19 protein-coding genes are annotated in these 25,512 nt (G+C 67.8%); 8 read left to right on the top strand and 11 right to left on the bottom strand.

All coding sequences use genetic code 11. The annotated features are described in order from the left end of the window. Nucleotides 1-53 precede the first annotated feature (53 nt). From GA0116996_RS27325 to GA0116996_RS27310, 4 genes are read right to left on the bottom strand one after another with little or no spacing between them, the layout of a single operon-like run. Nucleotides 54-650, bottom strand: coding sequence for a UbiX family flavin prenyltransferase (locus GA0116996_RS27325; protein ID WP_092318086.1), 597 nt, complete (start codon nucleotides 648-650; stop codon nucleotides 54-56). Then, a complete protein-coding gene (locus GA0116996_RS27320) occupies nucleotides 647-2,935 on the bottom strand; it encodes a xanthine dehydrogenase family protein molybdopterin-binding subunit (protein WP_092318083.1) in 2,289 nt (762 codons plus the stop codon). Before GA0116996_RS27320 ends, GA0116996_RS27325 begins: the two co-directional genes overlap by 4 nt. Continuing rightward, nucleotides 2,935-3,447: a (2Fe-2S)-binding protein gene (locus GA0116996_RS27315; protein ID WP_092318080.1), complete on the bottom strand. Its 513-nt coding sequence runs from the start codon at nucleotides 3,445-3,447 to the stop codon at nucleotides 2,935-2,937. Before GA0116996_RS27315 ends, GA0116996_RS27320 begins: the two co-directional genes overlap by 1 nt. Further along, nucleotides 3,435-4,319 carry an FAD binding domain-containing protein gene (locus GA0116996_RS27310; RefSeq protein ID WP_092318077.1) on the bottom strand — a complete coding sequence of 295 codons (885 nt, stop codon included), beginning with the start codon at nucleotides 4,317-4,319 and terminating at the stop codon, nucleotides 3,435-3,437. The genes GA0116996_RS27315 and GA0116996_RS27310 overlap by 13 nt, the downstream gene beginning before the upstream one ends. 214 nt (nucleotides 4,320-4,533) lie before the next feature. On the opposite strand from GA0116996_RS27310, the gene GA0116996_RS27305 reads away from it, so the two are divergent. Further along, nucleotides 4,534-5,457, top strand: a complete 924-nt coding sequence (locus GA0116996_RS27305) for a LysR family transcriptional regulator (protein ID WP_479928773.1) — start codon at nucleotides 4,534-4,536, stop codon at nucleotides 5,455-5,457. A gap of 25 nt (nucleotides 5,458-5,482) precedes the next feature. Here the strand turns inward: GA0116996_RS27305 and GA0116996_RS27300 are convergent, their stop codons facing one another. From GA0116996_RS27300 to GA0116996_RS27285, 4 genes are all read right to left on the bottom strand, one after another. After that, nucleotides 5,483-6,874: a nucleobase:cation symporter-2 family protein gene (locus GA0116996_RS27300; protein WP_092318074.1), complete on the bottom strand. Its 1,392-nt coding sequence runs from the start codon at nucleotides 6,872-6,874 to the stop codon at nucleotides 5,483-5,485. Nucleotides 6,875-7,111: 237 nt separating this feature from the next. After that, nucleotides 7,112-8,554: a UbiD family decarboxylase gene (locus tag GA0116996_RS27295; RefSeq protein ID WP_092318071.1), complete on the bottom strand. Its 1,443-nt coding sequence runs from the start codon at nucleotides 8,552-8,554 to the stop codon at nucleotides 7,112-7,114. Nucleotides 8,555-8,657: 103 nt separating this feature from the next. Then, nucleotides 8,658-9,572 carry an amidohydrolase family protein gene (locus GA0116996_RS27290; protein WP_012354043.1) on the bottom strand — a complete coding sequence of 305 codons (915 nt, stop codon included), beginning with the start codon at nucleotides 9,570-9,572 and terminating at the stop codon, nucleotides 8,658-8,660. Nucleotides 9,573-9,616: 44 nt separating this feature from the next. Continuing rightward, on the bottom strand, nucleotides 9,617-10,519 hold the full coding sequence (locus GA0116996_RS27285; protein ID WP_092318068.1) for an amidohydrolase family protein: 903 nt from the start codon (nucleotides 10,517-10,519) through the stop codon (nucleotides 9,617-9,619). Between the two features lie 420 nt (nucleotides 10,520-10,939). On the opposite strand from GA0116996_RS27285, the gene GA0116996_RS27280 reads away from it, so the two are divergent. Continuing rightward, nucleotides 10,940-11,824 carry an endo alpha-1,4 polygalactosaminidase gene (locus GA0116996_RS27280; protein ID WP_092318065.1) on the top strand — a complete coding sequence of 295 codons (885 nt, stop codon included), beginning with the start codon at nucleotides 10,940-10,942 and terminating at the stop codon, nucleotides 11,822-11,824. On the opposite strand, the gene GA0116996_RS27275 is transcribed toward GA0116996_RS27280, so the two are convergent. Together GA0116996_RS27275 and GA0116996_RS27270 are read right to left on the bottom strand one after the other, a co-directional pair. After that, nucleotides 11,806-12,339 carry a M48 family metallopeptidase gene (locus tag GA0116996_RS27275; protein ID WP_035848314.1) on the bottom strand — a complete coding sequence of 178 codons (534 nt, stop codon included), beginning with the start codon at nucleotides 12,337-12,339 and terminating at the stop codon, nucleotides 11,806-11,808. The two genes, GA0116996_RS27280 and GA0116996_RS27275, sit on opposite strands and share 19 nt — an antisense overlap. A 49-nt stretch (nucleotides 12,340-12,388) precedes the next feature. Beyond that, nucleotides 12,389-12,613, bottom strand: a complete 225-nt coding sequence (locus GA0116996_RS27270; RefSeq protein WP_010812270.1) for a hypothetical protein — start codon at nucleotides 12,611-12,613, stop codon at nucleotides 12,389-12,391. Nucleotides 12,614-12,762: 149 nt separating this feature from the next. On the opposite strand from GA0116996_RS27270, the gene ettA reads away from it, so the two are divergent. Together ettA and GA0116996_RS27260 are read left to right on the top strand one after the other, a co-directional pair. After that, entirely contained in the window at nucleotides 12,763-14,430 is a 1,668-nt protein-coding gene (ettA, locus tag GA0116996_RS27265; protein WP_092318062.1) for an energy-dependent translational throttle protein EttA, read from the top strand. 231 nt (nucleotides 14,431-14,661) lie between these two features. Next, nucleotides 14,662-15,429, top strand: a complete 768-nt coding sequence (locus GA0116996_RS27260; RefSeq protein WP_244160005.1) for a type I phosphoribosyltransferase — start codon at nucleotides 14,662-14,664, stop codon at nucleotides 15,427-15,429. A 101-nt stretch (nucleotides 15,430-15,530) separates the two neighbouring features. On the opposite strand, the gene GA0116996_RS27255 is transcribed toward GA0116996_RS27260, so the two are convergent. Next, nucleotides 15,531-16,679, bottom strand: a complete 1,149-nt coding sequence (locus tag GA0116996_RS27255) for a metallophosphoesterase (RefSeq protein ID WP_092318056.1) — start codon at nucleotides 16,677-16,679, stop codon at nucleotides 15,531-15,533. 359 nt (nucleotides 16,680-17,038) lie between these two features. On the opposite strand from GA0116996_RS27255, the gene GA0116996_RS27250 reads away from it, so the two are divergent. The 4 genes from GA0116996_RS27250 to GA0116996_RS27235 all read left to right on the top strand — a co-directional run bounded on the left by GA0116996_RS27250 (nucleotide 17,039) and on the right by GA0116996_RS27235 (nucleotide 25,501). Beyond that, nucleotides 17,039-19,447 (top strand): carbohydrate-binding family V/XII, encoded by a 2,409-nt coding sequence (locus GA0116996_RS27250; protein WP_092318053.1) that lies wholly within the window; start codon nucleotides 17,039-17,041, stop codon nucleotides 19,445-19,447. Between the two features lie 203 nt (nucleotides 19,448-19,650). Continuing rightward, nucleotides 19,651-20,874: an efflux RND transporter periplasmic adaptor subunit gene (locus GA0116996_RS27245; RefSeq protein ID WP_092318050.1), complete on the top strand. Its 1,224-nt coding sequence runs from the start codon at nucleotides 19,651-19,653 to the stop codon at nucleotides 20,872-20,874. Then, entirely contained in the window at nucleotides 20,871-24,056 is a 3,186-nt protein-coding gene (locus tag GA0116996_RS27240; RefSeq protein ID WP_092318047.1) for an efflux RND transporter permease subunit, read from the top strand. The genes GA0116996_RS27245 and GA0116996_RS27240 overlap by 4 nt, the downstream gene beginning before the upstream one ends. Continuing rightward, complete coding sequence (locus tag GA0116996_RS27235; RefSeq protein WP_092318044.1) at nucleotides 24,053-25,501, top strand: efflux transporter outer membrane subunit; 1,449 nt, start codon at nucleotides 24,053-24,055, stop codon at nucleotides 25,499-25,501. Before GA0116996_RS27240 ends, GA0116996_RS27235 begins: the two co-directional genes overlap by 4 nt. Nucleotides 25,502-25,512: the final 11 nt, after the last annotated feature.

Genomic DNA, 25,512 nt, shown 5'->3' with positions numbered 1-25,512 from the left:
TGTCTCCTGATTAGGGTGCTGCGTTCCCCGCGAGCGCGAGGCGGTAGGTCTCTTCAAGCGGTGGCGACGTTGGGGCGCAGGCCTTGCCAGCGTGTCACCAGACCGTCGTGCGGTACGTCGAACAGGTCCAGCACGCGCCCCACGGTGTGGTCGACGATGTCGTCGACCGATTGCGGATGCGCGTAGAAGGCCGGCACCGGCGGCAGCACGATGGCGCCCATCTCGGTCACCGTGGTCATGTTGCGCAGGTGCACCAGGTGGAACGGGGTCTCGCGCGCCAGCAGCACTAGCCGGCGGCGCTCCTTGAGCATTACGTCGGCGGCGCGGGTGACGAGGTTGTCGGCCAGCCCGGTGGCGATGGCGGCCAGCGTGCGCATGGAGCAGGGCGCCACCACCATGCCGTCGCAGCGGAACGAGCCGCTGGCGATGGTGGCGCCGATATCGCGCACGTTGTGCACCACGTCGGCCATGGCCTCGATCTGCGGGCGCTGCAGGCCCAGTTCATGGTGCGCGGTCAGCAGCCCGGACGGCGAGCAGACCAGGTGCGTCTCCCAGCCGTCCAGCGCCGCCAGCGCCTGCAGCATGCGCACGCCGTACACCGCGCCGCTGGCGCCGGTGATGGCGACGACGAGGCGTTGCTTGCGGGTCATGGCTGGCTACCTTCCTGTGCCGCCTTCTCTGCCAGCGCCTGCAGGACTTGTTCAGGCTTGATCGGGTAGTGCCGGAAGCGCACGCCGATGGCATCGAACACCGCATTGGCAATCGCCGGCCCGATCGCGACGATCGGGTCTTCGCCCACGCCCTTGGCGCCGAACGGGCCGCCGGGATCCGGCGCGGCTTCGAGGATCACGGTGCGGATCTCGGGCATATCCATCGCCAGCGGCATCTTGTAGTCGACGAAGTTGGCGTTGAGCGAGCGGCCGGTGCGCATGTCGATCTGATAGTCCTCGTACAGCGTGTGGCCGATGCCCTGCTGGATGCCGCCTTCGATCTGGCCCGCGGCCGCCACCGGATGGATCACCTTGCCGACGTCGTGCACCGGCACCACCTGCCGCACGGTGATGAAGCCGGTCTCGGTGTCGACCGCCACCTCGACAAAATGCGCCGCGAACGAATACGACTTGGTCGGGTGGTAGGTGGTAGTACCCACCAGCTGCGCGGCGGGAATGCCCTTGCGTGGCATCACCGCCTCGCGCACCGTCAGCGTGGGGCCGTCGCGGTCGCGCACGGCGATGACGCCGCCGGCCAGCGTCAGGGCGTCGGGCTCGCACTCCATCAGCTTCGCGGCGCGCTCGAACAGCTGCCGCTTGATCTCGCCCGCCGCCATCTGCGCGGCCTTGCCGACCATGTAGGTGGTGTGGCTGGCAAAGGCGCCGATGTCCCAGGGGACCACGTCGGTGTCGCCGTGTACCACCGATACCGCTTCGAACGGCAACGTCAGTTCTTCCGCCACGATCTGCGCCAGGGCGGTATGCGCGCCGGTCCCCAGCCCCGCCGCGCCGGTCAGCAGCACCACGGTGCCGTCCTCGTTCATCTTGATGATGGCGTTGCCCTGTTCCTTGATGCCGGGATAGGCGCTGCTGCCGTGCATCTCGCAGCCCAGGCCCCAGCCGGTGCGGACCGGGCCGCTGGTGTCGCGCGCGCGGCGGCGCAGCGCGGGCCAGTCGAGCAGGGCCATGCCGTGCGCGATGCAGGCCTCCAGGCCGTGCCCGATCAGCGGATGGTTAGAGGGCGCGATGTCGCCTTCGCGCACGGCGTTCCTGAGCTTGAGTTCGGCGGGGTCCATGCCCAGGTGCGCGGCGGCCTCGTCCATCTGCACGTCGAGCGCGTAGTAGGTCTGCACCACGCCGTAGCCGCGGAATGCGCCGGCGATCGGGCTGTTGGTGTAGACGCAGCGGCCTTCGAGCAGCACGTTGTCGCAGCGGTACAGAGACACCATGGCGGCGGTGCCGACGTTGGTCACGCCAGGGCCGTGCGAGCCATAGGCGCCTGAGTTGAACACCACCCTGGCCTGGCGCGCGGTGATGGTGCCATCGTTGCGGAAGCCCTGCTTCAGCCAGATCCTGGCCGGATGGCGCGTGCGGCCGCCGAGGAAGGTTTCCTCGCGGGTGTATTCCATGCGCACCGGCCGGCGCGTCTCGCGCGCCAGCAGCGCGCACAGGAACTCATGCTGGAACAGGTCCTGCTTGGCGCCGAAGCCGCCGCCCATGTGGTCGACCAGCACGCGCACCTTGTGCAGCGGCAACCCCAGCACCTCGGCCATGATGCCGCGCACCATGAAGGCGGTCTGGGTGGAGATCCACACCGTCAGGTTGCCGTTGCCGTCCCAGCTGCACGTGAGCACGTTGGGCTCCATGTAGGCCGGGGTGGGACGGCCGCCCTCGTAGACGCCTTCGAGGATGAAGTCGGCCTCGGCAAAGCCGGCTTCCACATCGCCGCGCCTGACGATCACCGGCGGCAGCACCAGGTTGCCGCCGGGCTCGCGCTCATGGATGCGCGGCGCGTCGGAGCGCTCCGCGTCTTCGGTGGTGAAGACCGCGGGCAGGGTGTCGTATTCCACTTCGATCAGCTCGAGCGCGCGCTCGGCGATTTCTTCGCTGACCGCCGCCACCGCGGCCACGCCTTCGCCCCAGTAGCGCACCTTGTCGTCCAGGATGTACTGGTCGCAGGTCACCGACGCGGAGCGCGGATGCGGCGAGCCGGCGTGCAGCACGCGCGGCACGTTCTCGTGGGTCAGCACCGCCTTGACCCCGGGCAGCGCCAGCGCGCGCGACGTGTCGATGCGGCGGATGCGGGCGTGGGCGACGTTGCTGCGCTTGATCTTGCCGAACAGCAGGCCGGGGAAGGGCATGTCGGCAACGTAGCGGGCGTTGCCGGTGACCTTGTCGAGCAGGTCAGTGCGCTTGACGCTGTGTCCGATCACGGCGTGGGTCATCATGCCTCCTCGCTGGCGCGGATGCGGTGCGCGCACCCGGCGGGGTCGATGGCCTGGGCGGTCTGCTCGATGGCCTCGATGATCTTGGTGTAGCCGGTGCAGCGGCAGATATTGCCGGCAATGGCGAAGCGGATCTCGTCGCGGGTGGGATGCGGGTTCTCGTCGAGCAGGGCCTTGGCCATCACGATGAAGCCCGGCGTGCAGAAGCCGCATTGCGCGGCGCCGCAGCGCATGAACTGCTCCTGGAGCGGATGCACGGTGTCGGGCGCGGGCTGCACGCCCTCGATGGTGGTGATGTGGCAGCCGTGCGCTTCCGGTGCCAGCACCAGGCAGCTGTTCATCGGCTGGCCGTCGATGATGACGGTGCAGGAGCCGCATTCACCGACGTCGCAGCCCTTCTTGGTGCCGGTCAGGCAGGCGTCGTTGCGCAGCGCGTCGAGCAGCGTGCTGTGCGGTTCCACCGCCAGCTCGCGCGGTTCGCCGTTGATGACGAGTTCGATCATTTTTCGCATGATGCTCCGCGCAGGGCGGCCTCCAGGGCTTGTTCGAGGGCGCGGCGGGTCAGCACGCTGACCATCTGCCGCCGGTAGGCCTCGCTGGCGCGCACGTCGCTGATCGGACGGGCCTCGTCCATGGCGGCGTGCGCGGCCTGCAGGATCAGGGCGTCGGTCAGGCGCTGGCCGCGCAGCACGTGCTCGGCGCGCACCGCGCGCACGGGCGTGGGGCCGACCGCCGCCAGCACGATGCCGGCGTCGGCGCAGCGGCCGTCCTGCACCGTCAGCGAGACCGCCACGCCGACCGTGGCCAGTTCCATCTGCACGCGGCGGCCATGCTTGAGATAAACCTTGCCGGTGCCGGGCCGCGGCGCCGGCACGGTGATGCGGGTGACGATCTCGTCCGGCGCGATGGCGGTCTTGCCGACGCCGGTGACAAAGTCCTCGACGCGCAGCTCGCGCGAGCCGGACATACCGTACAGGTGCACCGAGGCACCGTCGGCCACCAGGGGCGCGATCGAATCCGCCGACGGCGACGCGCGGCAGACATTGCCGACCACGGTGGCGCGATGGCGCACCTGGATCGAGGCAAAGTCCGTCACTGCCCGGGCGAGGCTGGCGTAGTGCCGCTGCACGAAGCCCGAGGTCTCGACCGCGCGCGTGGTCACCAGCGCGCCGATGCGCAGGCCGTTCACGGGGTCGAACGTCAGCACGTCCATGCCCGGGATCTTCTTGATGTTGATGACCTGCTCGGGCTTGCGCACGGACTCCTTGATCTGCACCAGCAGATCGGTGCCCCCCGCAAGCACGCTGGCCTTGCCGCCGCATCGGTGCAGCATGGCCGAGGCTTCGGCCAGCGTCGCCGGTTCGAAATACTCAAACGCTCTCATTGCTCCTCCTGGTCTGTGCCATCGGCGGCGGCTGCCGAACTTGCCGAGGTCGTGTGGGGCGCGCGCCGTTGAATCCATCATGGGCGGCAGCTCTTCATCGGTAAAGGCCCGCAAACGGATTAATTGATCGTGTTACCCTCTGAATCAGACGCGCCGCGAAAGCGCTGGCTTTTCGCCGCGGAGCGCGCACCCCGAGATCCCGGAGGTAGACAACGTGCCCAACCTCAGCAACATGAACGTGTCGCTGCGCCAGCTGCGCGCGTTCATCGCCGTGGCGCAGGAGCGCCACTTCACCCGCGCGGCCGAAAAACTGGACCTGTCGCAGTCGTCGGTCAGCGCGCTGATCCATGAGCTGGAAGCCAACCTCGGCCTGAAGCTGTTCGACCGCCACACGCGCCAGCTGCACATCACGCAAGCCGGCGCCGAGCTGTTGCCGCTGGTGAAGAAGGCCGTGGCCGATATCGACAGCGTGATCGAGAACTCCAGCGAACTTCGCACGCTGGGACGGGGGCGCGTATCGATCGCGGCGTCGTCGATCCAGGCGGCGCTGATGCTGCCGCGCGTGATCCGCGAGTTCTGCGTCAGCCATCCGGGCGTGAAGGTGGAACTGCACGATGTGTCCGAGCACGAAGTGACCAGGATGGTCAGCTCGGGCGAGGTCGATTTCGGCATCGGCACCATCCCGGAGGGCCAGCCCGACCTGAACGCGCAGCGGCTGATGGACGATGCCTTCGTCATCGTGATGCCCGCGCACCATCCGCTGCGCCGGCGCAAGACCCTGCGCTGGGAGGACGTGGCCGGGCTGCCGGTGATCGGGCCGCACAAGGGCAACCCGATCCGCGACTGCCTGGACACCGCGCTGGCCGCGCGCGGCATCACGCTGCAGCGGGTGCACGAGGTGTTCCTGCCGCTGACCATGGTGGGCATGGTCGACGCCGGCCTGGGCATCGCCGTGATGAGCGCGGCGGTCACGCGGCTGACCACCGCGCTGGGGCTGGCGACGGTGATGCCGACCGATCCGGTGATCCACCGCGAGATCTCGCTGCTGGTGCACGCGGACCGGTCGCTGTCGCCGCCGGCCCAGGCCTTCCGCGACTTGCTGATGCGCTACCGCGCCAGGCTGGCCGAAGCCGTCTGACTACCTCTGACCGCGGCTGGCTACGTCATGCCGGTTCCTTGGCCAGGCCGTGGGGCTGGGGGGCCGGCGAACGCGCGTTGAAGAGCAGGTTCAGCAGCACCGCGGTCAGGGTGCCTAGCAGGATGCCGTTCTGGCAGAACTTGGCCAGCAGCTCCGGCATCTGCGCGAAGAACTTGTCCGACACCAGCGGGATCATGCCCAGTGCCACGCTGACGGCGACGATGTAGGCGTTCTTCTTGTTCTCGACAAAGTCCACATGGCCGAGGATGCGCACGCCCGTGGCCGCGACCATGCCGAACATCACCAGCGCCGCGCCGCCCAGCACGTACTGCGGGATCGAGGCCGCGAAGAAGGCCAGCTTGGGCAGGCAGCCCAGCACGACCAGGATGCCGCCGGCAGTGGCGCAGACCCAGCGGCTGCGCACGCCGGTGACCTGGACCAGCCCCACGTTCTGTGCGTAGGAGGTGTAGGTGAAGGTGTTGAACACCGCCCCCACCAATGCCCCGACGCCGTCCGCGCGCAGGCCGCGCGCGAGGTCTTCGGGGCCGACTGGGCGGTCGACGATTTCTCCCAGCGCCAGGAACTGGCCCACGCCCTCGATCATGATCACGATCATCACCACGCACAGCGTGACCGCGGTCATGGCATCGAAGGTGGGCCAGCCGAAGTGGAAGGGCGTGATGAACTCGACCCAGTGCGCGTTATGCAGGCCGTCGAAATTCACCTTGCCCAGCGCCAGCGCGATCACGAAGCCCACCGCAATGCCGATCAGCACCGCCACGTTGCACAGGAAGCCGCGCGCGAACGCTACCAGCGCCAGCACCGTGCACAGCACCGCGGTGGCGATGGCAATGTTCACCGGGAGGCCGAAATTGGGGTTGGGCACGGGGCCGGCCGCGGTGTTGATGGTGGGGTTGCCGCCCGCTGCCCAGTTGATGCCGACCCGCATCAGCGAGACCCCGATCACCAGCACCACGGTGCCGGTCACCACCGGCGGGAACCAGCGCACCATCTTGCCGACATAAGGCGCGGCAAAGTAAGTGAAGATGCCCGCCACCATCACCGCGCCGAACACCGCCGGCAGCCCCAGCGACGGATTGGAGCCGGTGGCGATGATCGGCGCGATCGCGGTAAAGGTGACGCCCATCATCACCGGCAGCCGGATGCCGACCTTCCAGATGCCGATGCTCTGGATCATCGTCACCAGGCCGCAGCAGAACAGGTCGGCGGCAATCAGGAAAGCCACCTGGTCCTTGGGCAGCTTGAGCGCGCCGCCGATGATCATGGGTACGGCAATGGCGCCGGCATACATCACCAGCACATGCTGCAGGCCCAGGGCAAGCAGGCGGGGCGGGGGCAGGACCTCGTCGACGGGATGCACGGGGGCATGCCCTTGCGTAGGCAGGGTGGGGTTCATGCTGTCTCCTTTGGTCGGTATCACGCCGGTTGCGCATTGCGCTAACGTGTCGCCAAGGTCGCCGGCGTTTCCTCTGCGGGATGGTCGTGCCATCCTCTCGTGCGAAGCCCGCGCCAGTCCTGTCTTGTCAGTCCAGCATGACAGCGGCGCAGGGAAGGTACAACGTTCGCGGCGGATTTATCGATCGGGTGAAACGATGAATCCGCCGTTTTCAGCGGGTTATCCCTGAGCCGCGCCTCACGGCACGTGGGATGCCGCACGCTCCAGCCGCGCCAGCAGCGCGGCCGCGCGCGCCATCGCGGCAGGATCGATGCGCGCGCGCATGCCGTCGAAATTCGGTCCGCGCGTCGCATCCAGTCCCATGCGTGACGTGGTGCCGACACCGGATGCCGACGGATCGAGCGCGCTGCCGGGCAGGCCGTCCACCACCACCACGTCCAGGTGCGGCTGCAGGTGCGTGGCCATGGCCCACAGCACTTCCTCGTCGCGCGTGATGTCGACGTCCTCGTCCACCGCGACCACCGTCTTCAGGTACGGGTCCCAGCCGAGCAGGCCCAGCATCACCTGGCGGGCCTCGCCCGGGCGGCTCTGGCGCAGTGCCACGTAGGCGTGGAAATGCGTGCCGGAGCTGGGGTAGTGCACCGCGGTGACGCCGGGGAAGCGCTCGCGGAGTTTCTCCACCATCTCTGACTCGCGCGGGATGCGGCCCAGGTTCAGGTGCTCGGCCGAGTTGCCGCCGACCACGTCGACCAGCCACGCGTCCGTGCGCCGCATCACGCTCTGCACGCGCAGCAGGTTGTTGGTCGAGCGGTCCGACGAGTAGCCGGTGAACTCGCCGAACGGGCCTTCGTCGACGCGCGCCTCGGGATCGATCACGCCTTCGAGCACGATCTCGGCATGCGCCGGCACCAGGATGCCGTGGCGCGGCGTGCGTACCACTTCCAGCGGCGCGCCGAACAGGCCGCCGGCGACATGGCGCTCGTCAACGCCGAACGGCAGCCGCGCGGCGCCGGCCAGCATGAACAACGGATGCGCGCCGATCACCATCGCCACCGGCAGCGCACGGCCCAGTTCGGCGGCGCGCTGCTGCATGCGCCACAGGTGGCCGCGCGAATGCAGGCTGGTGGCGATCTCGGTGGGCGAATGCAGCATCGAGCGGTGGTAGCTGGCGTTGCCGATGCCGCTGTCGGGGTCTTCCGCGATCAGGATCGCGTTGGTGATGTAGGGGCCGCGGTCGGTGGCGAAATGCCGGATCGCCGGGATCGTGCGCAGGTCGATGTGCTGCGTCTCGACGTGGCCGGTGACGGCGCCGCTGTCGAGCACGCGCGGCGCCACCATGCGGCGGCTGCGGGCCTGGTATTCGGCATGGATGCCGGCGGGCGACACGCCGCCGAGCATGCGCCCCACGCGCTCGCGCGAGGCAAAGAGATTGGTCGCGAGCGATGTGCCCAGCCCTTCGACGTGGTCGAACAGCAGGGCCGGATGGCGCCCTTGCGCGGCCAGCGCCCACACCAGCGCGGTCGGGTCCTGGTCGGCGCCGACCGGCTCGCGGATATGCAGCACGTCTTCGGGAAAGGCCTCGCGGTAGGCCGCCAGGAACTGGTGGAAATCCTGCGAGGTATCGTGGAAAGGCTTGTGCGCCGCTGCCGCCGGGGCAAAGGGCGCTGAGGGTGCGTTCATGAGTCGGCTCCTGTGGTCAGGGTGGGCCAGGGCGAAGGCTGCCCCGGCGGCCGGGAAATGCGCCCGGCCGCCGTGCCGTGCCTGCCTGCCGAACTGCTACCGGCTAGCGTGTGCTGGCGTAGGTATCCTTCAGCCGCGCCAGCGCCTCTTCCTGCGTCCTGGGCGGCGCCGTGGGCTCGATGCCGACCAGCCGGGCGATGTTGTTGCCCATGTAGTCCTCGAGCCCGTCCTCGTCCAGGTCCATGCCCTGCGGCGCGGGGCCGCACAGCATTTCCAGCTCGCGCAGCCACATGCCGGGCTCGTTGGGCGGCGTGTCGGTGCCGAACACGATCTTGTCGCGCGGCAGCTGGCGCGCGAACTCGACGATGCGCGACTGGAAGCACCAGCCCGATTCGCAGTACACGTTGGGCGTGTCCATCGCCATCCAGAACGCCTCGAACGAATAGTTGCCGCCGGTCTGGATGCCGAAATGCCCGATGATGAAATTGACCATCGGGAATTCGCGGATGATCGGGTAGAACATGGTCGGGATGGTGTACGGGCCGTCGCCGGTGTGGATCAGCACCACCACGTTGTACTTGGCGCAGACCTTCATCGCCGGGCGCAGCCAGTCGAGCGCGCGGTCGGGCCGGTAGCCGTGCATGTTGGCATGCAGCTTCAGCATCTTGAAGCCGTACTCCTTGACGTGGAATTCCAGCTCCAGCGCGCCTTCTTCCGGGCCCCAGCGCGGGTTGAAGGTGAAGTTGCCGATAAAGCGGTCGGGGTACTTCTGGCACAGCTCGGCGATATACGCCATGTAGTCGCGGATGCCTTCGCGGCCGCGGCGGTTGCCGTCGCGGTAGCCGGTGTTGCCCGGCGGCGGCTGGATAAAGCCCATGTCGATGCGGCGCGGCTTGCCGTTGATCATGTAGGGGCCGTCCATCATCTTGAGCATGCGCTCGCCGTTGAAGGGCTCGCCGGTGTGGCGCCAGGCTTCGTCGACCAGGTTGGTCGGGTGCAGGTGGGTGTCGATAATCATGTCGGGTGCTCCGGAGTCCGTTGTCGTTGGCGCGGGTGCGGGGCTTATGCGGCCAGGCGCGCTTTCGCTTCTTCCAGCGTGCGCGGCACCGGCGTCGGCTCCAGGCCGATCATCCGGGCGACGTTGTTGCCGAGGTAGTCCTCGAGCGTGTCTTCATCCAGGTTCAGGCCCTGGGGCGGCTCGAAGCACAGCACTTCCAGCAGGCGCAGCCACATGCCGGGCTCGTTGGGCGGGGTATCGGAACCGAACAGGATCTTGTGCTTGGGCAGGACCTTGGCGAACTCGACGATGCGCGACTGCAGGCACCAGCCCGATTCGCAGTACACGTTGGGCATGTCCATCGCCATCTGGAACGGCTCGAAGCAGTACACGCCGCCGGTCTGCACGCCGAAGTGGGCCATGATGAAATTCACGGTCGGGAACTCCTTCATCATCGGCACCCATTCGGTCGGGATGCTGTAAGGGCCGTCGCCGGTATGCAGCTTGACCAGCACGCCGAGCTCGGCGCATTTCTGCAGCGCCGGGCGCAGCCAGTCGAGCGCGCGGTCCGGGCGGTAGGCGTGCATGTTGGCCTGGAACTGGACCATCTTGAAGCCCAGCGTCTTCACGTAGTGCTCGATCGCGTTGACGCCGTTCTGCACGCCGCAGCGCGGGTTGTAGACGAAGCAGCCGATAAAACGGTCGGGATACTTCTTGACCATCTCGACCGTGTACGCCATGTACGCGTCGATCGATTCGCTGCCCGACTTCACGCCGTCGGTGTAGGTGTAGATGGTGTTGCCCTGCGGCGGCTGGATAAAGGCCTTGTCGATGCGGCGCGGCTTGCCGTTGATGGTGAATGGGCCGTCCATCATCTGGATCAGGCGCTCGCCGGTGAACGGGTCGCCGTCGTGGCGCCAGGCCAGGTCCACCAGGTTCGTCGGATAACAGCTGGTGTCGATGATCATGGGAGATCCCCTAACAATGACTAGGTTGGACACGCATGCGGCGGGCGCGCGCGAACAACGCCGCGGGGCCGGCCTTGCATGCTGCGATCGGGAGTCTTTGTCAGGGGAGCTGTTGGAGCACTGCGCCACCGACGAAACACTCCGTCAGTGAGCAATCTCCAGTTGAACCTCGCGGCATTGCACCGCTGCTGTCCAATCGACCGCTTCTACCCACGCGCTCTTTATACATAGCGCTTAGGCATGGGTCAAGCGCATCATGTGTTGCGCCGCACGAACAGTGGGGCCGGCCTCCATTCCAGACCAGGCCGCGAATCCGCTACATTGCGGGGAACGCAGCGGCAGGCCCGGCCGCCGCGGCATATCGACAACAGGGCCGATCGCTTCGAACGGGGTTCATCACAGGGAAGGGGGGAAGAACATATGCATGGCAACGATGCGAAGAAGGCAGCGGCGATGCTGTCGGTTGCGCTGAGCCTGGCGCTGGGCGGCTGCGGCGGCGATGGCGGACAGACCGAGATGGTGTCGCCGACGGCCGCGGCCACGACCCGGTACATCAACGAAACTACCACCAGCGCCACCACCCGCTGGGCCCCGGCGCTCACCGACACCTGGCAGATCCAGCTGACCGGCAGGCTCAACACCAGCTATGCGGTGACCGCTTATGACTTCGACCTGTTCGATACCCCGCAGGCCACCATCGACGCGCTCAAGGCGCAGGGCCGGCGCGTGATCTGCTATTTCTCGGCGGGCAGTTCCGAGGACTGGCGACCCGACTTCAACCAGTTCACCGAGGCCGACCAGGGCGCCGCGCTGTCGGGCTGGGCCGGTGAGCGCTGGCTGGATACGCGCTCGGCCAACGTGCGTCGCATCATGCTGGCGCGCATGGACCTGGCGGTCAGCAAGGGCTGCGATGCGGTCGATCCCGACAATGTCGATGGCTATACCAACAGCACCGGCCTGCCGCTGACGGCCGAGACCCAGCTTGACTACAACCGCTTCCTGGCCGCCGAGGCGCATGCGCGCGGGCTGGCAGTCGGTCTGAAGAACGATGTGGGGCAGGTGGCCGAGCTGGCCGCGAGCTTTGACTTCGCCATCAATGAACAGTGCTTCCAGTACCGCGAGTGCGGCGCCTATACCGCGTTCACGGGGCAGGGCAAGCCGGTATTCCAGATCGAATACGCCACCAAGTACCGGGACGCCGCCACGCGTGCCGGGCTGTGCGCCAAGGCCCAGGCGGCCAACCTGCGCACGCTGGTGCTGCCCAGGATGCTGAACGGGTCGTTCCGCTACGCCTGCGACGCCTGAGCGCGCGGATCGATGCCGCCGGCGGGGGCGGCGCGTTCCAGCTCCCGCCAGGCCAGGTAGAGCCGCGTATCGAACTCGAGCTGGTGGTAGCGCGGCTCCATGTATTCGCAGAGCCGGTAGAAGGCCTTGTCGTGCTCGCTTTCCTTCAGGTGGGCAAGCTCGTGCACGACGATCATGCGCAGGAACTCCGGCGGCGCCTCCTTGAACAGCGAGGCGACGCGAATCTCTTTCTTGGCCTTGAGCTTGCCGCCCTGCACGCGCGAGATCGCGGTATGCAGGCCGAGCGCGCGCTGCGCGGAATCCAGGCGCGCATCGAACCCCACCTTGTGCAGCGGCGGCGCGCTGCGCAGGTATTCCTGCTTGATGTCCGTGGTGTATTCGTACAGCGCGCGGTCGGTCTGCACGGTGTGGCGCCCCGGGTAGCGGCGGGCAAGATGATCGCCGAGCCGGCCGGCGGCGACCAGTTCGCGTACCTGCTCCAGCACGCCGGGCGGATAGCCGCCCAAGAAGCGCATCGGGTCCTTGCCGGCGGGACGCCAGGTCTCATTCACCACGGTGGCCGGCTCAGTGGTGGTGGTGATGGTGGTGCATCCAGCTGTTGTCGAGCGAATTGACGAAGGACTCGACCGCGTCCTTGTCGCCGGTGGCGTGGCGCATCATTTCGCCGCACTTGCAGAAACCCTGGTACGGGGTGATGTGCGAGCACGCCGACGTCTTCTGCAGGTACAGCGTGACGGGTTTGGTGCACTTCTTGCACTTGAATTTCAGGGTCAGGGCGGGTTTGCTCATGGCGATGGCTTGAAAAATCAGCGGAAAGACGAACCTGTGATTGTACCGGCGGAGGCCAAAGCTGGCCGGGCCCAGGCTGCGCGTCCCGGCGTGCCTGATACACTCCGCCATTCCCGCACCTACTCCAGCACCATCACCAACACGCACCCATGGCACAGTACGTTTTCACCATGAATCGCGTGGGCAAGATCGTTCCGCCCAAGCGTCACATTTTGAAGGACATCTCGCTGTCGTTCTTCCCGGGCGCCAAGATCGGCGTGCTCGGCCTGAACGGCTCGGGCAAGTCCACGCTGCTCAAGATCATGGCCGGCCTCGACAAGGAAATCGAGGGCGAAGCCACGCCGATGCCGAACCTGAACATCGGCTACCTGCCGCAGGAGCCGCAGCTCAACCCCGAGCAGACCGTGCGCGAGTCGGTGGAAGAGGCCCTGGGCGGTGTGTTCGAGGCGCGCAAGAAGCTCGATGAAATCTACGCCGCGTACGCCGAGCCGGACGCCGACTTCGACGCGCTCGCCGCCGACCAGGCCAAGTACGAAGCCATCCTGGCCGCCAGCGACGGCAACAACGTCGAACTGCAGCTGGAAATCGCCGCCGACGCGCTGCGCCTGCCGCCGTGGGACGCGAAGATCGAACACCTGTCGGGCGGCGAAAAGCGCCGCGTGGCGCTGTGCCGCCTGCTGCTGTCGCGCCCCGACATGCTGCTGCTCGACGAACCCACCAACCACCTCGATGCCGAATCGGTCGACTGGCTGGAGCAGTTCCTGACGCGCTTCCCGGGCACCGTGGTGGCCGTGACCCACGACCGCTACTTCCTCGACAACGCGGCCGAGTGGATCCTGGAACTGGACCGCGGCCACGGCATTCCGTGGAAGGGCAACTACAGCTCGTGGCTGGACCAGAAGGAAGCGCGCCTGAAGCAGGAAGAGGCCAGCGAGTCGGCGCGCCAGAAGGCGCTGCACAAGGAACTGGAGTGGGTGCGCCAGAATCCCAAGGGGCGCCAGGCCAAGTCCAAGGCGCGCCTGGCCCGCTTTGACGAGCTGAACAGCCAGGAATACCAGAAGCGCAACGAAACCCAGGAAATCTTCATCCCGGTGGGTGAGCGCCTGGGTAACGAAGTGATCGAGTTCGACAACGTCAGCAAGGGTTTTGGCGACCGCATGCTGATCGAAAACCTGAGCTTCAAGGTGCCGCCCGGGGCGATCGTCGGCATCATCGGCCCGAACGGCGCCGGCAAATCGACGTTCTTCAAGATGCTGACGGGCAAGGAGCAGCCGGACAGCGGCGAGATCAAGATCGGGCCGACCGTGAAGATGGCCTTCGTCGACCAGAGCCGCGACGCGCTCGACGGCACCAAGACCGTGTTCGAGGAAATCTCCGGCGGTGCCGATGTGCTGACCGTTGGCCGCTACGAGACCCCGTCGCGTGCCTATATCGGCCGCTTCAACTTCAAGGGCGGCGACCAGCAGAAGCAGGTCGGCACGCTGTCGGGCGGCGAACGCGGCCGCCTGCACATGGCCAAGACCCTGATCGCCGGCGGCAACGTGCTGCTGCTGGACGAACCGTCCAACGACCTCGACGTGGAAACGCTGCGCGCGCTGGAAGACGCGCTGCTGGAGTTCGCCGGCTGCGTGATGGTGATCTCGCACGACCGCTGGTTCCTGGACCGGATCGCCACGCACATCCTGGCCTTCGAGGGCGACTCGCATGTCGAGTTCTTCCCCGGCAACTACCAGGAGTACGAGGCCGACAAGAAGCGCCGGCTGGGCGAGGAAGGGGCCAAGCCGAAGCGGATCCGGTACAAGCCGATCGCGCGGTGAGGTACTGCTGAGCCAGAAAGAGAACCAGGTCTGCGGGCCTGGTTTTTTTATGGCGCTGGCTGTATGCGCTGTCGAAAATTCTGAATCATGTCGCCGGGCCTTTGGCATTAGGGTGATGCCGGATAGGTTTGGTGGATGCGAAAGTCAATCCACCTCTTAGTTCTAAAACGGCTACCTGGGCGTCACGGAGGAAGGCTGCCATGCGAGGTCCGGCAGGATCGTGAACACCCTTTGCCAGCGACGGTCGGGTCGCCATATTTCCTCTATCGGTCCGATGCCGAACTCAAGGCGCATCCGAGCTACAAGGCCGCCAAAGCCGGTAGCACCGAAGCGGCAATACAGCTGATTGTCGACCTTGCTCCGCGGCTGGTGGAAAGGTTGCGCGACGAAGGGCTCCCACGTTCATGCATCTTCGTCGCGCCGCATGCGAAAGAAGCCGCAGGCGAGAACGCCATCCCACAAGTGCTGGCGATGTATCTGCACCATATCCTGGACGGATCGGTCGACGAATCCATTGTGCAGACAGCAAAGGTATTCCACACCGGCGCAGACCCAATGGAGCGGCTGAATCTGCGCGCTAGTTTCTCCGGGCATGTCGTGCCAGATGGGCGCTATGTGCTAGTCGACGACGTTACTACGATGGGGGGCACGCTTGCCGAGCTTGCCAACTATATTCAATGTCACCGTGGCGGGGTGATCGCTGCAGTCATCCTGGTTTGCGCAGGACGCTCTGGTAGACTGGTGGCGCCCCGCAGCGTAATTCGTGAACTGGAAAGGAGGTATGGCGATGAAATCCGCAAGATCTTCGGCATTGCCACCCACGCCCTCACCGCGGATGAAGCGGGCTACCTCATCGGTTTCCGTACAACTGACGAAATCCGAAATCGCCGAGCTAAGGCGAAACAAGAAACGCATCTCCGACTTGGCGCGAAAGGCATTCAGCTCGATGGACCTGAAGGGCAAGTAAAGCTCCGAGGCCCCGGCCGCCGGCAGCGATGAGCACGCAGAATTCGTGCTACAAGCAAAAGCCCCGACTCAACTGAGCGGGGCTTTTTGCTGCGCCATGCTCGCGAAAAGACTTCGTCTTTTACGGCAGCTTCCTAGCCGGCGCGCACCAACCGCACCCGCGTAATCTCCGACGGCGCCCCAAACCGCTTCGGCGGTCCCCAATAGCCGGTACCGCGGCTGATATAGACCCACAGCGAGCCATGCCGCACCAGCCCTGCGGTGTACGGCTGCTGCATCGGCACGAACAGGTTCCACGGCCAGAACTGGCCGCCGTGGGTATGGCCCGACAGCTGCAGGTCGAAACCGGCTTGCGCCGCCGCCGGCGCGGTGCGGGGCTGGTGGGCCAGCAGCACGCGCACGCTGGCATCGGCGGGGGCGCCGGCGATGGCGCGCTGCGGGTCGCTGCGGTGGCTGTCGTGGAAGCGGCCGGCGGAATAGTCGGTCACCCCGCCCAGCACCAGCGTGCCGCCGTCATGCTGCAGCACCACGTGCTCGTTCAACAGCACACGCAGGCCCAGCCGGCGCAGTTCGTCGATCCAGGGCTCGGCGCCGGCGTAGTACTCGTGGTTGCCGGTGACGAAGTAGGCGCCGTGGCGCGCGCGCAGCCGGGCCAGCGGCGCGGTGTGGGCAGACAGCTCGGGCACGGTGCCGTCGACGAGGTCGCCGGTGATGGCGACGGCATCGGCCTGCAGGCTGTTGACGCGCTCGACGATGCGCTCGAGGTAAGGCCGCTTGATGGTGGGGCCGACATGGATGTCGCTGATCTGGGCGATGGTGAAGCCGTGCAGCGCCTCCGGCAGGCCGCGCACCGGCACCTCGACCTCGACCACGCGCGCCAGCCGGCGCGCGTTGACATAACCCGCCAGCGTGACCAGCAATGCCAGCAGCGGCACCGCCAGGGCGCTGCCGGCGGCCAGCCCCGGTGCGCGCCAGCCGAGCAGCAGCCCCGCCAGCCAGGCGGCGGCCAGGGCCACGTCGCGGACCAGCGTCAGCACCAGCAGCGAGGAGAAGAAGCCCATGGCGAGCATGCCGATCCACGACACCCGGTCCGACCACGGCTGGCTGACGCGCCGGGCCAGCAGTCCGGCGGGCAGCAGGGCGCAGGACAGGGCCAGCCAGACCGCTGCCAGGGCCTTGACCGCTACCGGCACCGGCATCGCCGGCAACAGGCGCAGCCCGATATAGCCATGCAGCAGCGCCGTGATGAGGGCCGCGGTCAGGATGGTGGTGCGTGGAGGCATGGGCGGGAGCCGGGATGGAGTGTTCAGAGATGAGGGCCACGACGGCCGGCTTCAAGGTCCGGGGTGGCGGCACCGGGCCATGCAAGATGCACACCCGCTGCGCCGACGCGCGCCGCAACGGCGCATTGCGGCTTGACGCCGCCGCGCCGTGACCCAATGCCTGTCTTGTTGGCGAGCCCTGCTTCCCTCGGGGCGGGGCGGCTGATCTGTCCGTTTTCTGACGGATCCTGAATGTTTTCAAATCGGATTGTTCCCATTGGCGGCCTACTCTAGATTCGCGAAATGGGCCGCCTGTTGTGCAGCATCGTGCCCGCGAGTGCCGGCCAGCCGGCGCAGGCGGCGCCCTCCCGGAGATACCCATGTCGTTTCGGATAAAGCAGACCAGCGCGCTGATCGCAGCGGCCTGGCTTGCGCTGGTCCCGCTCGCTCCTCAGGCCGCCACGCCGCCCAAGGCGTCGTCGGCGGTGGCCGTGGCGCCCCTGACCTGGCCGCGCAATTTTGATGCAGCCACCGACCATGTCGAGCTGTACCAGCCCCAGATCGAGAACTGGGAAGGCACTCGACTGTCCGGGCGCGCCGCGGTGGCGGTAGGCGACAAGGCGGGCTCGCCGACCTACGGGGTGGTTCACTTCTCGGCCACTGGCGATATCGACAAGCCCTCCGGGCTGGTACAGCTGAGCCGGATCACGATCGACAGCGTCGAAGTGCCGACCCGCCCCGACGCCGCCGACCGCGTGCGCCAGGCGCTGGTGTCGCGCCTGCCCGCCAACGGGCTGACGGTGCCCCTGGACCAGTTGCAGGCCAGCTACGCAGTGTCGCAGCAACTGGCGAAAGCCGGCCGCGTCGCGGTGCGCAATGACGCGCCGCAGATCTTGTTCGCCACCACGCCCACATTGCTGGTGCTGGTCGATGGCGAGCCCGCCTGGCGCACCGTGCCGGGCACATCGTACGAACGCGCGCTGAACAGCCGCGCGCTGCTGTTGCGCGCGCCGGGCGGCGAACTGTTCCTGAAGGCGGCCGGCTACTGGTACCGATCGGAATCGGCCGGCGGCGCCTGGGAGGTGCAGACCACCGTGCCCAAGGCACTGGAGAGCGCAGCCGCCAAGGCGGCGGCCGGCATGAAGCCCGATGCGATGCTGCCCGCCGACGGCAAGCGTCCGGCGCGGGCCCCGGCCATCCTGTTCGCGACGCAGCCGACCGAGCTGGTGGTGACCAGCGGCGCCCCGCAGATGGCGCCGGTCAGCGGGGTCGGCCTGCTGACCATGGCCAACGCCGACCACGCGGTCTTTGTCGATCCGGCCGCCAACCAGTATTACGTGCTGGTCTCGGGGCGCTGGTTCCGCGCGCCGATGCTGACCGGCCCGTGGCAGTACGTGCCTGGCAGCCGGCTGCCGGCGGACTTCGCCCGCATCCCGCCGACCGATCCCAAGGCCAACGTGCTGGTGTCGGTGCCCGGCACGCCGCAGGCGCGCGAGGCCGAGATCGCCGCCACCATCCCCCAGACCGCCACCGTGTCGCGCAGCAAGGCCAGCCTGACGGTGGCATATGACGGCGCGCCGCGCTTCGTGCCGATCACCGGCACCTCGCTCAGTTACGCAGTCAATACCGGCACCCCCGTGATTGAGGTCGACGCCAGCCATTACTACGCGGTGGCCAACGGCGTCTGGTTTGCGGCGCCGGCGCCGACGGGCCCCTGGCAGGTCGCCACCGAGGTGCCGTCGGCGATCTACACCATCCCGCCGACCTCGCCGGTGTACTACGTCACCTACGTGCGCATCTACGCCGTCACGCCACAGACCGTGGTGGTGGGCTACACCCCCGGCTACATGGGCGTGGTGGTCAGCGCCGACGGCACGGTGGTCTATGGCACGGGCTATGTCTATCCGCCCTACGTGGGCGCGGTCTACTACGGCTATCCGGCCACCTACGGCTACGGCGCGGGCTTCGGCATCGGCCTGGCTGAAGGCTTTGCCTTCGGCTTCGCCGCGGGCGCGTTCTGGGGCGCAGCCTCGCCGTACTGGGGCCCGTACTGGTGGGGCGGCCCGTACAACTGGAACTACGTCAACGTCAACCAGGCCAACTTCTACGGCCGCTGGGGCCAGGGCACGGTCACCCACGCGCAGGGCTGGAACGCCTGGACCGGTACCGAATGGCGCGGTACCGCGGCCGCCGGCTACAACCCGGCCACCGGCGCGCGCTACCAGGGCAGCCGCGGCGCCGCGTTCAATCCCTATTCCGGCGACTACGCTGCCGGCCGCCAGGGCAGCTTCGCCAACCCGTCGACCGGGCGCGAAGGCGCGGCGCGCGGCGGCGTGGCCGGCAACGCCTACACCGGCGACTATGCCGCGGGGCGGCAGGCGGCGGGCTACAACGCCCAGACCGGCCGTGTCGGCGCGGCCGAGGCCGGCATCGCCGGCAATACGCAGAGCGGCGAGCACACTGCCGGCAGCCGCGGCTTTGTCGCCAACCCGGCCAAGGACAACGCGGTGGTATGGAACAACGGCAACGTCTATGCCGGCCACGACGGCTCGGTCTACCAGCACACCGACCAGGGCTGGCAGAAGCACACGCCCGGCGGGTGGGAGCCGGTGCAGCCGGGCAACGACGCCACCGCCAGGCTGGAGCAACAGCGCCAGGCACGCGAGATCGGCCAGCAGCGCCTGCAGGGCACGGCGGGCGCCTGGCAGGGGCGCGGCCCTGGCGGCGGCTTCGGCGCGAGGGCCGGCGGCCTGCGCGGAGGCGGCTTCCATGGCGGCTTTCGCCGTTAAGGCAGCGCAACCCTGGCGCCGACCGGGCGGTCTCGAAAGCAGTAAAGACGTCAACAAAAGAATTGAATTGGCGCCGGCCGGGCGCGGGCCTTAACCTGCCGGAGAAAACGGGAGCGCGGCCGGCGGACCGGCGCGGCGGAGCCTGGCCAGTCCGGTGTCCGCACGCAGCCGTCGCATGCAAAACCATGACGGGAGGGGAATCCGTGAACCATGCATTTCATTGGCGCGGCGCGCTGTGGCTGGCGTGCGCCATGACGCTGGCCGCCTGCGGCAACGACAAGCCGGCAGCCCACGCGCCGCCCGCGGCCGAGGTCAGCGTGATGACGGTGGCGCTGCGCGATGTACCCATCGTCTACGACTTTGTCGGCCAGACCCAGAGCTCGCAGCAGGTGGAGATCCGCGCGCGGGTCAATGGCTTTCTCGATCAGCGCGTCTATACCGAGGGCGCGGTGGTCAAGGCCGGCCAGACCATGTTCGTGATGGATCCGAAGCCGTTTGCCGCGGCGCTGGACGCGGCCAACGCCGAGCTGGCGCAGCAGGTGGCGCGGCTCAAGACCGCGAATGCCGACCTGGCGCGGGTGCGCCCGCTGGCCGAGCGCAACGCGCTGAGCCAGCGCGACCTGGACGACGCGACCGGCAAGCAGCAGTCCGCCGCGGCCGCGGTCGAGGCGGCCCGCGCCAACGTCACCAACGCCAAGCTCAACCTGGGCTACACCACCATCAAGTCGCCGGTCACCGGGGTGTCCAGCTTTGCCAAGAAGCAGGCGGGCAGCTATATCGATCCGTCCAACAGCCTGCTGACCTACGTCGCCAAGCTCGACCCGATGTGGGTCAACTTCAGCCTGTCCGAGAACGAGGTGTTGTCCGCGCGCACCGGGCAGGAGTCCGGCGCGCTCAGGTTCCCGGCGCAGGGCGCTTTCGACGTGGTGATCGTGCTGGCCGACGGCAGCCAGTTCCCGCATCACGGCAAGATCACCTTTGCCGATGCCGCCTTCAACGCGGAAACCGGCACCTACATGATCCGCGCCGAGGTCGCGAATCCCGAAGGCACGCTGCGCCCCGGCCAGTTCGTGCGCGTGAAGCTGCATGGCGCCGAGCGCAGGCAGGCCATCGCGGTGCCGCAGGAAGCCATCATCCAGGGCCCGCGCGGCCAGCAGGTATGGGTGGTCGGCCCCGACAACAAGGCGCAGCAGCGCGTGGTCGAGGCCGGCCAGTGGAGCGGCGACAACTGGATCGTCAGCACCGGCCTGAAGGCCGGTGAGCGCGTGGTGGTCAGCGGCATGTTGCGGCTCGCGCCCGGCGTCCCGGTGCGGCCGGTGGAAGCCACCGCGGCGCGGCCCGCGCCCGCTGCCGCGTCCGGCGCGTTTGCGGCCGCCGCGCCGCCATCCCAGCCCCAGGCTGCCGCCGGCGCCGGGGGCAAGCCATGAAGCTATCCCACTTCTTTATCGACCGGCCGATCTTTGCCTCGGTGCTGTCCATCATCATCGTGGTGGGCGGCCTGGTGGCGCTGACCAGGCTGCCGATCGCACAGTTCCCCGAAATCACGCCGCCGTCGATCACGGTCAGCACCAAGTATCCGGGCGCCAGCGCCGAGGTGGTGGCGCAGAACGTCGCCGCGCCGATCGAGCAGCAGGTCAACGGCGCCGACAACATGATGTACATGAACTCGTCGAGCTCCTCCACCGGGGACATGACGCTGAACGTGTATTTCGAGATCGGCACCGACCCGCAGCTGGCGCAGGTGGACGTGCAGAACCGCGTCAACCTGGCGCTGCCGACCTTGCCGGATGCGGTCACGTCGCAGGGCGTGTCGGTGCAGAAGCGGTCGTCGGCGTTCATGATGGTGATCGCGCTGTATTCGCCCGACAACAGCTACGACCAGACCTTTGTCGGCAACTACGCCAACATCTATGTGCTGGACGCGCTCAAGCGCATTCCCGGCGCCAACCAGGCGTCGATCTTCGGCAGCCCCGACTACGCCATGCGCATCTGGCTGCGGCCGGACCGGATGGCGTCGCTCGGCATCACCGTGGAAGACGTCAAGAATGCGGTCAGCGCGCAGAACCAGCAGTATTCCGCCGGGCGCATCGGGCAGTCGCCCACCGACGGCGAAGTCAAGCTGACCTTCCCGATCGCCACCAAGGGCCGCATGACCGAGCCCGCCGAGTTCGAGAACATGATCCTGCGCGCCCAGTCGGGCGACGCCGCGCTGGTGCGCCTGAAGGACGTGGGCCGGGTCGAGCTGGGCCAGAAGGACTACTCTCTGCGCAGCCGCTACAAAGGCAAGACCGCGACGCTGATGGCGGTCTACCAGCAGCCCGGCGCCAATGCGCTGGACGTGGCCAAGCAGGTACGCGGCACGCTGGCCGAGCTGAAGAAGTCGTTCCCGCCCGGACTGGAGTATGAGGTGGCGCTGGACACCACCGAGTTCGTGCAGGAGTCCATCGGCGAAGTGGTGCACACGCTGCGCGACGCGGTGATCCTGGTGATCCTGGTGGTGTACCTGTTCCTGCAGAGTTTCCGCGCCACGCTGGTGCCGATCCTGGCGGTGCCGGTGTCGATCATCGGCGCCTTCGTCGGCATGAGCATGTTCGGCTTCTCGGTCAACATGCTGACACTGTTCGGCATGGTGCTGGCGATCGGCATCGTGGTCGACGACGCCATCGTGGTGATCGAGAACGTCGAGCGCAACATGACCGAGTTCAACCTGCCGCCCAAGGAAGCCGCCAAGCGCGCCATGGACGAGGTCAGCGGACCGGTTGTGGCGATCGTGCTGGTGCTGCTGGCGGTGTTTATCCCGGTGGCGTTCCTGTCGGGCATCACCGGGCAGCTGTACAAGCAGTTCGCGGTGACGCTGGCGGTATCGGTGGTGCTGTCCGGCGTGGTGGCGCTGACGCTGTCGCCGGCGCTGGCGGCGATCCTGCTCAAGCCCGGCGAGCAGAAGAAAAACCGTTTCTTCCGCTGGTTCAACGCCAAGTTCGACCGCCTGATCGATCGCTATGACGCTGCCAACCAGGCAATCATCCGGCGCACGGTGGTGTCGCTGGGGGTGATCGTGGCGATGCTGGCGGCGATCGGGCTGATGTTCGCGCGCATCCCGTCGTCGTTCCTGCCGGTGGAGGACCAGGGCTATCTGCTGGGTGCGGTGATCATGCCGGATGCGGCCAGCCTGGACCGCACCCAGGCGCTGTCGCGCCGCGCCGAGGACTGGTTCGCCAAACAGCCGGGGGTGGCCGCGGTGGCCGCGCCGACCGGCTTCAGCCTGATCGATTCGCAGAACAAGTCCAACGCCGGCACGCTCTTTGTCTCGCTCAAGGGCTTCAGTGAGCGCGGCGACGGCGAAAGCGCGGCCGACCTCATCGCCAACGCCAAGAAGGAGTTCTCCACCTACCGGGACGGCGTGGTGATCCCGATCAACCCGCCTTCCATCCCGGGCCTGGGCAGTACCGGCGGCTTCGAGTTCTGGCTGCAGAGCACCGGCGACGGCACCTACCAGCAGTTGGAGGGCAAGGTGCGCGCCTTCATCGCCAAGGCGCACGAGCGGCCCGAGCTGAGCGGCGTGAACTCCACCATCAACACGCGCTCGCGCCAGCTCATGGTGGAGGTCGACCGCGAGCGCTCCGAGACCCAGGGCGTGCCGGTGGAGCAGGTCTACTCGGCGCTGCAGACCATGTTCGGTTCGCTCTACGTCAGCCAGTTCCCGAAGAACAGCCGGCTGTTCCAGGTGATCCTGCAGGCCGAGCCCGACTACCGCTCGCGCCCGGAGGATATCGACAAGGTCTACGTGCGCAACCGCAACGGCGAGATGGTGCCGATCAAGGCCGTCACTACCGTCAAATACGTGCCCGGCGCCGACATCGTTACGCGCTTCAACAACTTCCCGGCCGCCAAGATCATGGGCGACGCCGCGCCCGGCTACAGCTCGGGCCAGGCGCTGCAGGCGATGGAAGACATCGCGAAGGAAGTGCTGGGCGAAGGCTACAGCTACTCCTGGAGCGGCCAGGCGTACGAGGAGAAGAGCGCGGGCTCGACCGCGATCTATGTGTTCGCCTTTGCCTTGCTGATGGTGTTCCTGATCCTGGCGGCGCAATACGAGAAGTGGTCGCTGCCGATCGGCGTGCTGCTGGCGGTGCCGTTCGCGCTGTTCGGCGCGCTGCTGGCGATCCTGATGCGCGGCATGCAGAACGATGTGTACTTCCAGATCGGCCTGACGGTACTGATTGCGCTGGCGGCCAAGAACGCCATCCTGATCTTCGAGTTCGCGGTGGAGATGCGCCACAAGGAAGGCCTGAGCGCCTACGACGCCGCGCTGCACGCGGCCAGGCTGCGGCTGCGGCCCATCATCATGACCTCGCTGGCGTTCATCCTCGGCTGCGTGCCGCTGGCGATTGCCAGCGGCGCCTCGGCGGCGAGCCGGCAGTCGCTCGGCACCGGCGTGATCGGCGGCATGCTCGGCGCTACGGTGATCGCGCTGTTCTTTATCCCGCTGTTCTTCTGGGGCCTGGAGACGATGTCCGAGCGCAAGCCCAAGCCCAAGGGCGCCGCGCCGACACCAACTGCACCACCCACAACGCCACCGGCCACGCCGCCGACGGGAGAGCCGTCATGAGCGCGCGCCGCAAGCTGGCCGGCGCCTGCGTGGCCGCGCTGCTGGGCGGCTGCGCCATCGGCCCCAACTACCAGCGCCCCGAGACTCCTGACCCGGCGCAATACCGCCTCGACACCGGCGTGCTGACGGTGGCCGCCGACAGCGCCTGGTGGGACAGCTTTGGCGACCCGGTGCTCAATGCGCTGGTGGAAGCGGCGCTGCGCAGCAACTACGACGTGCGCATCGCCGCGGCCCGCATCGACGAGTTCCGCGGCCAGCTGATGGTGGCGCGCAGCGGCTTCTTCCCGCAGCTGGGGCTGTCCGCGTCGGCGGCGCGCCAGCGTGCCGGCACCTTCAACGGCACGCCGTTCGCCGGGCTCGACGGGCCGCGCAATTCGTACCAGCTGCTGGCCAATGCCAGCTGGGAACTGGACCTGTGGGGCCGCATCCGGCGCCAGGCCGAGGCGGCCGAAGCCGAGCTGTGGAATGCCGAGTACGGGCGCCGCGGCGTGGTGCTGGCGCTGGCGGCGTCGGTGGTGCAGGGTTATGCCACGCTGCGCGGGCTCGACGCGCAGCTGGAGATCGCGCAGCAGACGCTGGCGTCGCGCGCCAGCGGGCTGGATATCTTCCGCCAGCGCTACGAAGGCGGCGTGATCTCGCAGGTGGAACTGGCGCAGGCGGAAAACGACTACTACTCGACCGAGGCGTCGATCCCGCCGCTGCGCACCGCCATCGCCCAGACCGAGAACGCGCTGTCTTTGCTGCTGGGGCGCGAGCCTGGTGCGGTCGAGCGCGGCAAGCCCGTGCACGACCTGCTGCCGCCGCCGGCGGGCGCCGACCTGCCGGCGGCGCTGCTGTCGCGCCGCCCCGACGTGCTGCAGGCCGAGCAAGCCGCCATCGCCGCCAACGCGCAGCTGGGCGCGGCGCAGGCGCTGTACCTGCCGGCGGTGAACCTGAGCGGACTGTTCGGCGCCATTGCCAGCACGCCCGGCGCGCTGTGGCACAGCGCCTCGCAGGTGTGGGGCATCGGCGCCGGGCTGACCCAGCCGGTCTTCCAGGGCGGCGCCATCCGCGGCCAGGTGCAGAGCGCCGCGGCGCAGCGCCAGCAGGCCATGCTGGCCTACCAGGGCACGGTGCTGGCGGCGCTGGCCGACGTCAACAGCGCGCTCGCCAACAGCATCGAGACCCGCAAGCGGCTGGTCAGCCTGCGCCAGCAGGAGAAAAGCCTGCTGGTCTATGCCGACCAGTCCAGCGCGCGCTACGAGGGCGGCTATTCCAGCTACCTGGAAGTGACCACCGCGCAGGAGAAGCTGTTTGCCACGCAGCTGGCGGCGGTGCAGGGCCAGGTCGATGTGCTGACCGGCGCCGCGGCGCTGTACAAGTCGCTCGGCGGCGGCTGGCCCGCGGTGCCGCAGGATGTGCGCGAAGCGGGCATGCAGGGAGACGCGAAGGTGCTGACGCGGTAGCGCGCCGCCCG

Source organism: Cupriavidus alkaliphilus (genome assembly GCF_900094595.1).
GTDB classification, from domain to species: Bacteria; Pseudomonadota; Gammaproteobacteria; order Burkholderiales; family Burkholderiaceae; genus Cupriavidus; species Cupriavidus alkaliphilus.
This window is presented reverse-complemented; position numbering and strand designations above follow the sequence as displayed.

Coding starts and splice junctions, on each gene's coding strand:
- GA0116996_RS27325 (WP_092318086.1), bottom strand. CDS start 650: ATGACCCGCAAGCAACGCCTCGTCGTCGCCATCACCGGCGCCAGCGGC.
- GA0116996_RS27310 (WP_092318077.1), bottom strand. CDS start 4,319: ATGAGAGCGTTTGAGTATTTCGAACCGGCGACGCTGGCCGAAGCCTCG.
- GA0116996_RS27235 (WP_092318044.1), top strand. CDS start 24,053: ATGAGCGCGCGCCGCAAGCTGGCCGGCGCCTGCGTGGCCGCGCTGCTG.
- GA0116996_RS27315 (WP_092318080.1), bottom strand. CDS start 3,447: ATGCGAAAAATGATCGAACTCGTCATCAACGGCGAACCGCGCGAGCTG.
- ettA (WP_092318062.1), top strand. CDS start 12,763: ATGGCACAGTACGTTTTCACCATGAATCGCGTGGGCAAGATCGTTCCG.
- GA0116996_RS27250 (WP_092318053.1), top strand. CDS start 17,039: ATGTCGTTTCGGATAAAGCAGACCAGCGCGCTGATCGCAGCGGCCTGG.
- GA0116996_RS27290 (WP_012354043.1), bottom strand. CDS start 9,572: ATGATTATCGACACCCACCTGCACCCGACCAACCTGGTCGACGAAGCC.
- GA0116996_RS27275 (WP_035848314.1), bottom strand. CDS start 12,339: ATGCGCTTCTTGGGCGGCTATCCGCCCGGCGTGCTGGAGCAGGTACGC.
- GA0116996_RS27255 (WP_092318056.1), bottom strand. CDS start 16,679: ATGCCTCCACGCACCACCATCCTGACCGCGGCCCTCATCACGGCGCTG.
- GA0116996_RS27320 (WP_092318083.1), bottom strand. CDS start 2,935: ATGACCCACGCCGTGATCGGACACAGCGTCAAGCGCACTGACCTGCTC.
- GA0116996_RS27270 (WP_010812270.1), bottom strand. CDS start 12,613: ATGAGCAAACCCGCCCTGACCCTGAAATTCAAGTGCAAGAAGTGCACC.
- GA0116996_RS27240 (WP_092318047.1), top strand. CDS start 20,871: ATGAAGCTATCCCACTTCTTTATCGACCGGCCGATCTTTGCCTCGGTG.
- GA0116996_RS27280 (WP_092318065.1), top strand. CDS start 10,940: ATGCATGGCAACGATGCGAAGAAGGCAGCGGCGATGCTGTCGGTTGCG.
- GA0116996_RS27300 (WP_092318074.1), bottom strand. CDS start 6,874: ATGAACCCCACCCTGCCTACGCAAGGGCATGCCCCCGTGCATCCCGTC.
- GA0116996_RS27285 (WP_092318068.1), bottom strand. CDS start 10,519: ATGATCATCGACACCAGCTGTTATCCGACGAACCTGGTGGACCTGGCC.
- GA0116996_RS27295 (WP_092318071.1), bottom strand. CDS start 8,554: ATGAACGCACCCTCAGCGCCCTTTGCCCCGGCGGCAGCGGCGCACAAG.